Here is a 12,838-nt window from a genome sequence, read left to right on the forward strand (position 1 = left end):
AGTCGAACCTCCGCAGCCGCCCAAGCGCCGATACCACACCCTCCAACAAACCCAACCTTTCAAAAACACCCCCCCCCCCCCCCCGCCCACGAGTGCCGCAGGAGCGCTCGCCGTGCCGCGAGAATTCGCTGCCGGACCGCGGACTTCCAATCGACGCCCGGTTCCGGCGAACCGATCTCCCCGACGATGACGTCGACCATGCCACCGAGCAGTTCCTCTTTGTTGCTGACGTGCTTGTACAGCGCCATCGGCACCACGCCGAGTTCTTGCGCGAGCGTGCGCATGCTGAGGGATTCGATGCCGATGCCGTCGGCGAGCGCGACTGCGGCGTGCAGCACCCGCTCTCTGCTCAATGGGGTGCGGCGCGCTTGCGTCTTGTCGGCCAACCGATCCTCCTCTTGACGAGGTGTACATCGTACACCTAGCATTCCCGAACATCCGGGTGTACGTCGTACACCTCGGTCTCGATGGAGGAGTGCAGATGAGCTCGACGAGGACGGCGGCAATGGCCGCAGGCGTGTTGTTCCTGATCACAGAGGTCACCGCCATGGCAGGACTTGCCCTGTACCAACCAGTCCTGCACGACACGAACTACATCGTGGGCGCGGGCGCCGACAGTCGCGTGCTGATGGGCGGGCTCGCGGAACTCATGCTCGTCGTCGCCGTCATCGGCACCGCGGTCACGCTGTATCCCGTCCTCGCGCGGCACAGCCACAGCGTGGCCCTCGGCTACGTGTGCGGCCGCCTGTTGGAAGCCGCTGTCATCACCGTCGGCATCATCAGCGTGCTGTCTGTGGTCACCTTGCGACAAGACCTCGCCGGCACCCCCCGCCCTGGCGATACGGCACTGGTGACCGCCGGCGAAACACTTGTCGCCATCCATGATTGGACGTTCCTACTCGGCCCCAACGTCATCCTGGGCGTCAACAGCCTGCTGCTCGCCACTCTCATGTACCGATCGCGGCTCGTGCCGCGTTTGCTCGCCGCACTCGGTCTCGCTGGAGGCGCGCTCATCTGCGCATCGGCGACAGCCGTCATGTTCGGCCGCTACGAGCAGATCTCCGCCTTGGGCACGGCCGCGGCGCTCCCGGTGTTCGCATGGGAGGTCGGACTCGCCGGGTATCTGATCGTCAAGGGATTCGAGCCATCGCACGATTCCTCGTCAGGGCAACCACGGACCACACCGTCGGCTGTCTGAGCCCTACCGGCCGGCACAGTGCGCCGTAGCCTGATGTCGAGACGAACTCTCCGAGGGAAGAGCGCTATGCCCGACCGAACAGGTGACAGCACGCCGCTGGATGTGGTGGCGATCCTGCGCCGCTGGCAGGGGTCCGGCGCGGTGTGGCGGGTGATCGGCCGACGATCCGGCGGGGTGACGGTCGGTCTCTACGAATGCACCGGCGGCACGGAGGTCGATCGCTTCACCTCCGCCGACGCGGCCGTGCTCCGTTTCATCGGCGATCGCCACAGCAGCGAGGATTGAGCTGCTCGGCAGCCGGACTCGGGACGCGCTGCCGCCGTACAGTCGCCCCGGTTGACACCTTCGGCGAGTCGGCGTGTACTCAGGCACCTGAACATTCGTCCAGCCAGTCGCGCCGGCGCGACCTCCGTCGCGCTCGGTGACCCGGACCGAGAGGAACGTGATGAGCGAGGATACGAGCGCCCGCACCGAGGGACTCGCCTTCACCGGGGTGGCCGAGCAGGCCGAGGCGATCCGCTCGGGTCGGGTGTCGGCGGTCGAGCTGACTCGACAGACCCTCGCCAGGATCGAGCGCCTCGAACCGCGGCTCAATGCGTTCATCACGGTTCTCGGCGATCAGTCGCTGGCACAGGCCGAAGCCCTCGACGCACAGCAGGCGCGCGGTGACCAGCTCGGGCCGCTGCACGGCGTGCCGATGGCGATCAAAGACGAAGTCGATGTCGCAGGCGTCCTGACGACTTTCGGCGGCGCAGCCATGACGACACCCGCCGCGGCCGACTCCGAGATCGTGCGCAGGCTGCGGGCCGCCGGCGCGATCATCGTCGGCAAGACCGCGTTGCCGGAGTTCGGCACCTGGCCGTTCACCGAGTCGGCTGCGCATGGCTACACCCGTAACCCGTGGGATACCACGCGCACAACCGGCGGGTCCAGCGGTGGCTCCGCGGCCGCCGTCGCCGCGGGCATCGTCGCGGCCGCCACCGGCGGTGACGGCGGCGGCTCTATCCGGATACCTGCGGCGTATTGCGGCCTGTTCGGGCTGAAACCGCAACGGGGTCGCGTCAGTACGGCGCCGCACCGCGACCTGTGGCGGGCGCTGGGCACGCTGGGGGTGCTCACCAGAACGGTCGCCGACAGTGCACTGCTCTACGACATCATCAGCGGCAGCGGCGCGTCCGACCGCTGGCAGGCTCCCGACCTGAGCTCCGCCGCGATCGAGCCGGCGACCCCGCTGCGGATCGCGGTGTCACTGCGCTCCGCCGCGAGGGGTATCCGGCCTGACCCGGAATGCGTTGCGGCAGTTCGCTCGACCGCGGACGCGCTAGCCGAGCTCGGCCATCACGTCGAGGACTTCGACCCGTACTACCCCGATGTGGCATCGGCGTTCTTCCCCCAGTTTCTCGGTGGGGTCCGTGAGGAGGCCATCCGGGTCGATCGCCAGGACCTGCTCGAACGACGCACCCGCACAGTCTCGGCCATCGCCCGCGTCCTCGCACCGCAACCCGTCCTGCGCTGGGCCGAACACCGCGGCGAACAGGTCGCCGCGACCATCAATCAGATCTTCGACACCTACGACCTGCTGCTGACCCCGACCATGCCGCACCTCCCCGCGCCCATCGGCAGGCTCGACGGCGCCGGATTCCTGCGCGCGCTGCAACGCAGCATCCCGATGACCAGCTATACCGCCATCTGGAACGTCTGCGGCAACCCGGCCGCCTCCATCCCGGCAGGGTGGACGACCTCGGGGCTACCGCTCAGCGCCCAACTCATCGCTCGCCCGTACGACGAACTCGGCATCCTGCGCGTGGCCACCCAACTCGAACAAGCCCGCCCATGGGCCGACCGACGACCGGACGTCGAACCGATTGTGCCGTGACGCCGGTCGCCGGTCAGTCGAACAGGAGCTTCGTGCCACGGGAGGACTACCCGCCGATCAGATCGAAGCGATCCGTGGCACCAGTCCGGCAACCTGCTCGGTGAATTCGATCGGGTTCCGATCGGGCATGACGTCGAGTTGCTCGATGCCCAACGCCGCGAGCTGCTCGGCCGCTTCCAGAAAGGCGTCGGGGCTGTCGAGAACCGGCTCGATGTACACCGCGGTCTTGCGAATACTCTCGTAGTCGCGACCTTCCGCCTGGCAATGCGCCCGCAGAATATCGAGCTTGCGTGCTACCTCCTCGAGGTCGGACGCGAAAAGGTTGCAAGCATCCGCGTAGCGCGCCACCAGCAGGAGAGTCTTCCGCTCGCCGCCGCCACCGATGAGGATCGGCGGCCTGGGGCTGCTCAACGGCGCAGGGACACAGAGGGTTTCGGCGAGTTGATAGTGCTCGCCGTCGAACGGCCCATTGTTGTCGCTCCACATCTGCAGACAGATCTGCAGCGTCTCCTCGAGTCGTTCGAACCGCTCCGCCATCGGGACCACCGGCACCCCGAGCGCGAGCTGTTCGCGCTCGTACCAGGACGCACCTATTCCCAGCTGAGCGCGACCACCCGACAATACGTCCAGCGTGGTCACGATCTTTGCCAGCAATCCGGGGTAGCGATACATCACGCCGGTCACCAAGAGCCCCAAACGCATGCGCGTGGTGACCGCTGCGACATATCCCAGGGCCGTGTAGCCCTCGAGCATCGGCTCGTCCGCGGTCGCCTGGTGCTCCATCTGAAGGTAGTGGTCCATGACCGTGAATTGCGAGAAGCCGCCCTGCTCGGCAATCCGAGCGGTCTCGGCGAGTGTGTTGGCGATCAGCCTCGGCTCCGCCGGATGCGAATAGTTCCAGTAGTGCAGTCCGAGTTCCATTCGTCTCCTCTGTGTGCAGACGCGTCAAACAGTTCGGTCCCCGAAGACCTTGTCACATGACGAAGCCCCTCTGACCAAGAAAGTCAGAGGGGCCGCAATTCAGGCGTGCGCGAACTCTGGCGAGCCGTGCGGTACCGGGCAGGATCCGAACACGGACGAGGTTACCTGCGCGACTCCTGACGGTGGAACAGGAATTCGACGAGCGTGATCATGGACCGCAGACACGTGCTCCGGTTGCGCGCGTCGAGTGAGGTCAGGGGGGTGCCCGTCGCGAGATCGAGTGCGTCCCGGATCTCCTCGAGCGGATAGCGTTTGGCGCCCTCGAACTGGTTGACCGCTACCGAATACGGCACACCGCGCTCCTCGAGCACCGAAAGGACCTCGTCGGCCTTCTCGATACGCCGGGTGTCGACGAGCACCAGCGCACCGAGCGCACCGCGCGCCAGCTCTTCCCACAATGGGACGAAGCGCTTCTGGCCCGGTGTCCCGAAAAGGTACAGCGCGAGTTCGGGGTTCAGCGTGATGCGGCCGAAGTCCATGGCGACGGTGGTCTGCGTTTTTCCCGGCAGCCCCGCCATATCGTCGACGCCGACACTCGCCTCGGTGATCGTCTCTTCGGTGCGCAGCGGCTTGATCTCGGAGAGGCTGTTCACGAAGGTGGTTTTGCCGACACCGAAATTCCCTGCGACCAGTAGCTTTACCGACCTTGTTACGGTGTCGGGAACATAGTCGACAGCGCCCTCAGGCCGGGAGAGCACGGAGTCCATTGAGTACCTCCTCGAGCAAAGAGATTTCCGGCACGACAGCGGCCGGGCGGGGCATGACGAGGTATTCGCTGTCGAGCAGATCGGCCACGACGATCTTCACTACGGACGGCGGCAGATCGAGATAGGCCGCGATCTCGGCCACCGAAAGCGCACTGCGACGGCTACACAGGTTCAGTACCTGCCGGGCGTCAGGACTGACGCCCGGCGTCGGGTCCTTGGCGACCAACACCAAAGTCACCAGGTCCAGTTCACGACTCGGCCGCGTTCGTCCCCCGGTCCGCACATACGCACGGACCAGATCGGGATCCCGCCGCGACCCACTCATGATTGCGCCTTATCAGCGCTGGACTGCGTGGCGCTCACGGCAAGCCGCCGCTATCAGCCCTCCCACGTGGCTGGCTGCCGAGCTCCCGCCCGACCCGCCCGGCAAGCTCGTTCATGCGGTGCACGACCAAGCCGACATCAGCGTCGGTGTTGGTGGCGACACCGAGTAGCGCGCCCTCACCGGCCGCGGTGATGAGGATCATCCCCTGGTCGTACTCGGTCATGTTCTGCCGCACGCCGTTCTCGACGCCGCCACAGAACTCGCCGAGCGCCTTACCGAGTGATCTCAGACCCGACGCCGCGGCCGCGAACCGTTCCGCGTCGTCCTTGGATACGCCACCGGAGTGCGCGATTCGTAGGCCATCGTCGGACAGCAGCACGGCGAACCGGACACCCGGGGCATTCAGATCCTCGAGTAGCCAGCCCAGTTTGTTGGCACTGTCAGCCCCCGCTGTAATGGGTGTGCCCATCAGGATGTCATCCCTTCGGTGTGGTCGGATGGGGTGTTGTTGGCGATCGGCAGGCTGTCGGTTGCGGCAGCGCGGCCAGTCTTGGAACCGCTTTGCCATGCTGCCGCGACATCGGGCCGAGCAAGTCCGGGTTCGGTGTCCGAGCGCGCCCCGCCGACGGGAGCCGCAGCTGGTGCCGTGGTCCGGCGACGCCGCTTGGGTAGGCCGCCGCTGGTGATGTCATGCACAGAAAACGCCTGCTCCTCGTCCGACTGTTCGCGCGCGCCGACCGCAACCGGTACCGGTAATGGCTCCGCTGGGGCAGCAGCAGGAGCGACGGCGGCGACACCGCCATTGCCCGGTTGTGGTGCGACCAGCAGGGCTTCGGGGATGTACACCATCGCCCGCATGCCGCCGTACACGTTGGGGCCATCGATGTAGACAGTGAATCCGTAGCGGCGCGCCAACGCCGCGACGCCAGGGAAACCGACCTTCGGCGACGGGCCGAGCTGGTGGATGTCGACCGGGCGCTCGTGGGCGAGCACCTGACGCGCTTCTTCCATTTGCTCGGGGTTCATCCGCACGCCCGCGTCGTCGACGATGACGGTGACGCCGTGATGACCCTCCTGGAAGGTGACGTCGACATACGACGTCGGCGGCGAATAACGCAGCGCGTTGTCCAGCAGCGTCGCGAGCGTGTGCACGAGCGGTTCCACCGCTCGGCTGATGACGACACGATCGAGCTGGCTTGGTCGCACGCGCAGGTAGTCGCGCACACGACCGGTCGCGCCGCCGACAACGTCGGTGAGCGACTGCGCCGGCCAGCGGCGGCCCGGCAGGCCACCGCACACGATCACATACGACTGCGCCTGGCGCAGCATCTGCTGAACGGTGTGGTCGATGCGGGTGAGAGTCGCGTAGATCTCGTCGTCACGGTGTTCGCGCAGCGCGGCGCTGACCACCTGGCTGACGTCCGCGCCGAGGCTGACCACCGAGGTACCGAAGGACCGCACCGCGGCGCTGGTCGCCGCCCGCGAGGACGACTCGACCTCGGCCCGCGCCGACTCCTGCGCGGTCTTGACCGCCGTCTTCGCCTGCTCCTCGGCCTCGCGGTTGACGGACTCCCTTGTCTCGATCTGCAGGAGTCTCAGCTCGTCGGCGTAGCGCTCGGCAATCCACCGCAGCAGCTGCGCGAACCGCGAATTCTCCATGCCCGCAGGCACTTCGATCGAGGGCGTGGCGACCTCACCGCGGCGGACCGCGTCGGACACCGAGGGCAGTGTGGTGACGGCAAGGTGCTCGACTGTTTCTTCGAGCACTCGATTCTGCTGTGTCAGTGCCTCATGTTCCCTGGCTAGCGCGGACGCACGGGTCCGCTGCTGCCTGGCGGATTGCGCCAAATACAACGCCGCCGCCACGGCAAGCACCAGCGCGGGGGCGAGGATCCATGAAAGCACCACGGCGATATCTTGATTCATCAGTTCTCTCGTCGTTTTCGGGCTCGAGGCTCACCGGACAAGCCGGGCCACGTCACGGTCTGTGTCGAGACTTCTGTGCGGTTCCATTGGGTGCCACAGGCTTCTGCCACAGCGCTTCGTCTCGCCTTCCTCGCGACGCCGACCATGAGCAACCCTGGTCGGATCAGGTCCGCGTCGGAGGCTAGCGCGTGGAACGGCAAGCGGAGGCGCACAAGCATTTACCCCGACGACTCGGTCACATTAGCAGCATTGCCAGGAAGTCTCTCCGGATACGAGTTCATGCCTGGGAACGAGCTCCGGTGCAGCGGAGTGCATCTCACACGATGCAGTGTCGGATCGAGCTGTCGCCAGGCCCTTTCTCCCTCCGCCACGCGGTCGCGGCACGCCGCCCGCAACCCCGATCGAGCAGGTTGCTACAGAACCGCGGGTACCGGATACCATGCCCGAATGGCAAAGCTGAAGGTCTCCGTCGACGTGCCGATTTCCCCGGAACAGGCGTGGTCGCACACCTCCAACCTCACCGAGCTGGACAAGTGGCTCACCATGCACGAGGCGTGGCGCAGCGAGGTTCCCAGCGAACTCACGGTGGGCACGACGCTCGTCGGTGTCGCCTCGGCGAAAGGGTTGCGCAACCGGGTGACCTGGACGGTCCAGGCCGCCGAGCCGCCGCGTCGGCTGGCGCTGACCGGAGCAGGCAAGGGCGGCACCAAGTTCGGCCTCGAAATGCTCGTGGCCGCAAAGGGCGCGGGTTCCGCGGTCACCGTCTCCATCGATCTCGGCGGGCCGCCCCTGTTCGGCCCCATCGGCTCCGGGGTCGCCCGCGCGCTCAAGGGCGACATCGAGCGCTCGCTCGAGCGCTTCGTCGCGCTGTACGCGTAGGCGACTGCCCGAACAGTCGAACGGCCGGGCACCGGTGTGGGAACCACCAATGCCCGGCCGCAGCGCACTCGGGTGGCGCGTTGTCAGTGCACCAGGGCCGCCGGCGCGTCGGCGACCTCCGGATTCTTCGGCTTCGTGCGCGGCAGGAAGAATGCCGGGACCAGGGTCAGCACGATGAGGACCAGCGCAACGATGTAGGTGTGACTGAACGCCGCGGCAGCCTGCTGCAGCCCCGTTTCGATGGCGCCTGGCGGAAGCTGACCCGCGATAGCGGGATTGGAGTTGGAGGCGATCGCGGGCCCGGCGAACTGCTGGTCCTTCAACAGGTTCGTCAGCACCACCGACATGGTCGCGGTGCCGATCGAGCCCGCGGTCTGGTTGATGATGTTCATCAGGGTCGAGCCGCGGGCGACCTGCTGGTGGGTCAGCGTCTGGATCGCCGCGGTCATGATCGGCATCATCGTGCAGCCCATGCCGAGGCCCATCACGAACAGCGCGCCGCACATCGCGATGTAGGAGGTGTCCGCCTCCAGTTGGGTGAAGAACGAGGTGCCGATCGTGATCAGCGTGATACCGACGAGCACGATCTTGCCCGGGCCGATCTTGTCGACGAAGCGGCCCGCGATCGGCATCGTCAGCATGGCGCCGAGACCCTGTGGCGCAATCAGCAATCCGGCGGCCAGCGCGGATTCACCGCGGACCTGCTGCAGATAACTCGGCAGCAGCAGTCCGGCACCGAAGAAGGCGATCGCGAACAGCACCATCGTGAGGACCGCGAAGGTCAGCGACCGGTTGCGGAATAGATGCAGATCGATCAACGGGTGCTCGGTGCGCAGGGCGTGGAAGACGAACGCGACCATGAGGACCAGACCGATGGCCGCGGGCGCGAGCACCCGCACGGAGGCGATCGTGCCCTGCTCCGGAATCGATGACACACCGAACAGGAACAGCGCAAGACCAGGCGAGGCCAGCAGCATGCCGAGGAAGTCGAACGACTCCGAAGGTTCCGGCTTGTCCGAGGGGAACACGATGAATGCGAGGGCGAGCGCGATGACGCCGATCGGCAGGTTGATCAAGAAGATCCAGTGCCAGCTGAACGCGTCGATCAGCCAGCCGCCGAGAATCGGGCCGCCGATCGGACCGAGCAGCATCGGCACCCCGAGCACGGCCATCACACGGCCGACCCGCTGCGGGCCCGCGGCATGGGTCATGATCGTCATGCCCAGCGGCATCAGCATGCCGCCGCCGATGCCCTGGATCACGCGGAAGGCGATGAGCGACTCGATGTTCCAGGCGAAGCTGCACAGCACCGACCCGAGCACGAAGAACGTCAGCGCCATCATGTACAGACGTTTGGTGCCGAACCGGTCCGCCGCCCACCCGGTGAGCGGAATGACGGTCGCCAACGCGAGGGTGTAGCCCGTCATCGTCCACGCCGCGATCGCGTAGCTCGTCTCGAACTCGAGCTGGAAGGTGGGGATCGCGACGGTCACGACGGTGATGTCGAGGATCGACATAATCGCGCCGAGCACGACCACGCCTGCCACCTTGAACACCGCAGCGTCCAGCTTGTCGTTCGACGGGTCCGACCCCGCCTGAGTATCCGGAGGTTGGTTCACCGGTTAAGCCTGTCATCTCTCCGCCGGAAGAACCAGCACATTCTGGTTATTCCGGTAGCTAACAATAGTTGCTTCACGCAATCAAGCAATCTACTATTGTTTCATGCAAGCAAATAAAGACCAGATCGCCGAACTGGCCAGGACGACCGCGCGCTTCTCCGACGCGATGCGCACCGGCTTGGCCAAGGCATTCGATCCGGTTCGAGTCGGCGTGCTGCAGCTGGCCGTCGAGCACGGTCCGCTGCGGGCGGGCGAGGTGGCCGAACGGCTCAGTGCCCTGCCCTCGTCCATCACCAGACACGTCAAGGCGTTGACCGACGCGGGGCTGGTACAGACGCGCGTGGACGCGGAGGACCGGCGCGCGGTGCTGCTGGAGGCGACCGACGCGGGCCGCGCGGAGCTGCGGCAGTTTCTCGACGTCGGCACGCAGGTCTTCGGCGCGGTTGTCGCCGACTGGCCGGCCGCCGATGTCGTTGCCCTGACCGCATTACTCGACCGGTTGATCGAGTCCTGGGCGGCGCACGGCGCGCAGCAGCAGCAACGCGCCGGTCGGCGCACCAGGGCCTTCGGCTGGAGCCAGGAATGACAGTGTTCGCGCATGTGCACAGATCGGAAGGAAGAATCATGTCTGCCAACAAGTCCCTGCGGGTCATCGTCGCCGGTGGCGGCATCGGCGGTCTCGCGCTGGCCAATGGCCTGCGCAAGGCGGGAGTCGACGTCGCGGTGTACGAACGCGACCGCCACCGCACCGACCGTGTGCAAGGGTTCCGCATCCACATCAACCCGAGCGGCAGCCGGGCGCTGCGCGAACTGCTGCCCGAGACCGGCTATCGGGCGTTCATCGCCAGCTCGGGCAAGGGGGCCACTCGCTTCGGCTTCGTCACCGAGCAGATGAAGGACCTGCTGAATCTCGATTCCGAGGCGAGCGGAGGCGAGCGCGACGAGGTCGATCGCAACTACGGCATCAGCCGGATCACCCTGCGTCAGATCCTGCTTGCCGATCTCGGCGCGGTGGTGCACTACGACAAGGCCGTCACCGGCTACACCGAACTGCCCGACGGCCGGATCGAGGCCCGCTTCGCCGACGGCGGTTCGACCGTCGGCGATGTCCTGGTCGGCGCGGACGGCGGGACGTCGCGCATTCGCGCGCAACGCCTTCCGCAGGCGCAGCGGGTGGAGACCGGCATCGTCACGGTCGCAGGCAAATTCACCCTCACCGACGACAGCAGGCGACGGCTCACACCGAAGTTCCTGGCCTCCCCCCTCGCGGTCATGCCGCCCAAGGGATGTGGGATGTTCATCGCGCCGCACGAGTTCGATCGGCCGGATCCGCAGCACTCCGGTATCGGCGGCAACGACGGCGCTGCCGCGCTCGTCCCCGGCGCGCTCTTCGACAACACCCAGCCGTATGTCTTCTGGGCCTATGCCGCCAAACGCGGCGACTATCCCGGCGACGTCGAGCTGGAATCGCTGGACCCCACGCAACTGCACGACATGGTCAACCGGCTCACCGCCCGGTGGGCGCCCGAATTGCGCGAACTCATCGGTGGATCCGATACGGGCACGGTCACTCTCATCCCGATCCGCACCTCGGTCCCGGTGCCGCCGTGGGAGACGACGAATGTCACCCTGCTCGGCGACGCGATCCACAGCATGACACCGTTCCGCGGCATCGGCGCCAACGTCGCGCTGCGCGACGCCCAACTGCTGTGCGCCAAGTTGGTCGCCGCGGCCGGCGGCGAGCAACCGCTGCGCGCCGCCATCCACGACTACGAGGCGCAGATGATCGAGTACGGTTTCGCCGCCGTGCGCGACTCGCTGACCGCCGCCGAGCAGACAGTGTCCGACAACTCCGTCGGGCGTGCCATCGGCAGGACGGTGTTCCGGGTGGCGGAGGCCGTGCCACCGCTCAAGCGAAAGATGTTCGCGGGCTTCGGCTCCGAGTGACCGGTCGTCGGCCGCTTCAGCCGACGAGACCCCCTGCGGACGCTACAACCCAGGCGAGCTCGGGATGGACGATGTCGGAATGGGCTCCCGACGGCGGCGAGCCCTTCTTCACGACGCGGGCCGCATCGATATTCACCAGCTTGGCGCCGTCGAAGTCGTATCGGGTTCCCACGTCGAGCAACGCGGTGACCGCGACGTCGGGCTGGTGTCCGTCGTGACCGATACCGCCCCAACGGTAGGTCGCATCGTCGAGGCCCGCGGCGTCCTCGCGGCCGAGCAGCGAAGCCAGCGGATACAGCGTGCCGACGGCGGAGTCGTGCTCGGAATAGCACGCGGTGACCGGGCCGTCGACTCGCGCGTCCTTCCCGTTCAACGCCCCGCCGCGCCGCGCGTCGAACGGCAACGACGCGGCAAAGGCGAAGTGGGAGAACGCCCCTTGCAGCAGCGTGACCGAGCGGACGGTGCTGTTCGCGGGCAGCCCGGCGAGCGCATAGGACACGACGCGGGCGCCGAAGCTGTGGCCGATCAGATCGATACGCAGCGCGGGCCGTCGCGCGAGCAGCCGTCCGAGCAGCGGTCCGAGACCGCGTTCACCGACGGTGCCCGCTCGATGCTTCATCTGGAAGTAGGTGAGTTGGCGGGCGGCCTCCTGCGCACCGTGCCAGAGTCGGCCGAACGCGTCACCGAATCCCGCGGCCCCACCGGCGTCACCGGTGACGATGCCGAGCTCTTCGAGTTGGGTCGCGAAGCGAGAGAACAGCTCTGCGCCCGGATCGGGCTGCGCGATGAAGGGCAGTTCGTCGGCCTGTTCACCGTCGCCGTCGCCAGTGGTCGCGGTGGCGATCGTCTGGATGAGGTCGCGCGCGCGCTGTAGCGCCGCATCGTCGTCGGGACGCTTGACGAGCAGGTCGAGCAGTTCGTCGACGGCGGCACGCTGCTGATCGGGAAACGCCGCACGGATCATTGTCTGCATGTCCGCGTTCGGTGGTGCGGGCGGCGGGAATTCGGGTGCGTCGCCGAGGCCAGCGGCTCCCCCGCCGCCACCGAGATCGACGGCCGCGGCCGGTTCGAAGTCGGGAATCGGTTCGTCGGACCAGCGGCTGGACGGCCAGAAAACACCGAGCAGCATGATCTTCCGGTCCGGTAACCCGTGTGCGGCCAACAGGGGCGGCAGCTGTGCGTAGAAGGCTTCGTACAGGCGGCTCGCCACGCTCGGCGTGTTGTTCCAGCCGTGGCTGAAGACAAGCAGATCCGTTGGTTCGATCGCGTCGAGTTCAGCGGCGAGCACGCGCTCGCCGTCGGGGTCTACATCACCGTTCTCGTCGATCCTGAGCTCCAGCAGCGGCAGCCCACCGATGTCCTTGGTCATTGCCTTCTCCG

14 protein-coding genes are annotated in these 12,838 nt (G+C 66.8%); 6 read left to right on the forward strand and 8 right to left on the reverse strand.

The window, feature by feature from the left end:
• Positions 1–59 precede the first annotated feature (59 nt).
• Complete coding sequence (locus ACFU4Z_RS07980; RefSeq protein WP_379060649.1) at positions 60–386, reverse strand: TetR family transcriptional regulator; 327 nt, start codon at positions 384–386, stop codon at positions 60–62.
• A 95-nt stretch (positions 387–481) separates the two neighbouring features.
• On the opposite strand from ACFU4Z_RS07980, the gene ACFU4Z_RS07985 reads away from it, so the two are divergent.
• From ACFU4Z_RS07985 to ACFU4Z_RS07995, 3 genes are all read left to right on the forward strand, one after another.
• Positions 482–1,198: a DUF4386 domain-containing protein gene (locus ACFU4Z_RS07985; protein ID WP_379060651.1), complete on the forward strand. Its 717-nt coding sequence runs from the start codon at positions 482–484 to the stop codon at positions 1,196–1,198.
• Positions 1,199–1,264: 66 nt separating this feature from the next.
• Positions 1,265–1,483 carry a hypothetical protein gene (locus ACFU4Z_RS07990; RefSeq protein WP_379060653.1) on the forward strand — a complete coding sequence of 73 codons (219 nt, stop codon included), beginning with the start codon at positions 1,265–1,267 and terminating at the stop codon, positions 1,481–1,483.
• A gap of 160 nt (positions 1,484–1,643) precedes the next feature.
• On the forward strand, positions 1,644–3,074 hold the full coding sequence (locus ACFU4Z_RS07995; RefSeq protein ID WP_379060655.1) for an amidase: 1,431 nt from the start codon (positions 1,644–1,646) through the stop codon (positions 3,072–3,074).
• 57 nt (positions 3,075–3,131) lie between these two features.
• Here ACFU4Z_RS07995 and ACFU4Z_RS08000 read toward each other — a convergent pair whose 3' ends face one another.
• The 5 genes from ACFU4Z_RS08000 to ACFU4Z_RS08020 form a co-directional block, all read right to left on the reverse strand.
• Positions 3,132–3,995: an LLM class F420-dependent oxidoreductase gene (locus ACFU4Z_RS08000; protein ID WP_379060657.1), complete on the reverse strand. Its 864-nt coding sequence runs from the start codon at positions 3,993–3,995 to the stop codon at positions 3,132–3,134.
• Between the two features lie 161 nt (positions 3,996–4,156).
• On the reverse strand, positions 4,157–4,762 hold the full coding sequence (locus tag ACFU4Z_RS08005) for an ATP/GTP-binding protein (protein ID WP_379060659.1): 606 nt from the start codon (positions 4,760–4,762) through the stop codon (positions 4,157–4,159).
• A complete protein-coding gene (locus tag ACFU4Z_RS08010) occupies positions 4,737–5,087 on the reverse strand; it encodes a DUF742 domain-containing protein (RefSeq protein WP_328399557.1) in 351 nt (116 codons plus the stop codon). The genes ACFU4Z_RS08005 and ACFU4Z_RS08010 overlap by 26 nt, the downstream gene beginning before the upstream one ends.
• A 34-nt stretch (positions 5,088–5,121) precedes the next feature.
• The gene (locus ACFU4Z_RS08015) at positions 5,122–5,556 is read right to left on the reverse strand and encodes a roadblock/LC7 domain-containing protein (RefSeq protein ID WP_379060661.1); all 435 of its coding nucleotides are present in this window, start codon (positions 5,554–5,556) and stop codon (positions 5,122–5,124) included.
• Positions 5,556–7,013, reverse strand: a complete 1,458-nt coding sequence (locus tag ACFU4Z_RS08020; protein ID WP_379060663.1) for an ATP-binding protein — start codon at positions 7,011–7,013, stop codon at positions 5,556–5,558. Before ACFU4Z_RS08020 ends, ACFU4Z_RS08015 begins: the two co-directional genes overlap by 1 nt.
• Before the next feature lie 447 nt (positions 7,014–7,460).
• On the opposite strand from ACFU4Z_RS08020, the gene ACFU4Z_RS08025 reads away from it, so the two are divergent.
• A complete protein-coding gene (locus ACFU4Z_RS08025; RefSeq protein ID WP_379060665.1) occupies positions 7,461–7,892 on the forward strand; it encodes an SRPBCC family protein in 432 nt (143 codons plus the stop codon).
• 83 nt (positions 7,893–7,975) lie between these two features.
• Here ACFU4Z_RS08025 and ACFU4Z_RS08030 read toward each other — a convergent pair whose 3' ends face one another.
• The gene (locus ACFU4Z_RS08030; RefSeq protein ID WP_379060666.1) at positions 7,976–9,511 is read right to left on the reverse strand and encodes a DHA2 family efflux MFS transporter permease subunit; all 1,536 of its coding nucleotides are present in this window, start codon (positions 9,509–9,511) and stop codon (positions 7,976–7,978) included.
• 103 nt (positions 9,512–9,614) lie between these two features.
• Between ACFU4Z_RS08030 and ACFU4Z_RS08035 the strand changes: the two genes are divergently transcribed.
• Both ACFU4Z_RS08035 and ACFU4Z_RS08040 read left to right on the forward strand, forming a co-directional pair.
• Positions 9,615–10,097 carry a MarR family winged helix-turn-helix transcriptional regulator gene (locus ACFU4Z_RS08035; RefSeq protein ID WP_379060667.1) on the forward strand — a complete coding sequence of 161 codons (483 nt, stop codon included), beginning with the start codon at positions 9,615–9,617 and terminating at the stop codon, positions 10,095–10,097.
• Positions 10,098–10,135: 38 nt separating this feature from the next.
• Positions 10,136–11,458 carry an FAD-dependent oxidoreductase gene (locus ACFU4Z_RS08040; protein ID WP_379060668.1) on the forward strand — a complete coding sequence of 441 codons (1,323 nt, stop codon included), beginning with the start codon at positions 10,136–10,138 and terminating at the stop codon, positions 11,456–11,458.
• Positions 11,459–11,474: 16 nt separating this feature from the next.
• Here the strand turns inward: ACFU4Z_RS08040 and ACFU4Z_RS08045 are convergent, their stop codons facing one another.
• Positions 11,475–12,827 carry an alpha/beta fold hydrolase gene (locus ACFU4Z_RS08045; RefSeq protein ID WP_379060670.1) on the reverse strand — a complete coding sequence of 451 codons (1,353 nt, stop codon included), beginning with the start codon at positions 12,825–12,827 and terminating at the stop codon, positions 11,475–11,477.
• Positions 12,828–12,838 lie beyond the last annotated feature (11 nt).

The organism is Nocardia sp. NPDC057440 (assembly GCF_042802915.1).
Classification (GTDB): domain Bacteria; phylum Actinomycetota; class Actinomycetes; order Mycobacteriales; family Mycobacteriaceae; genus Nocardia.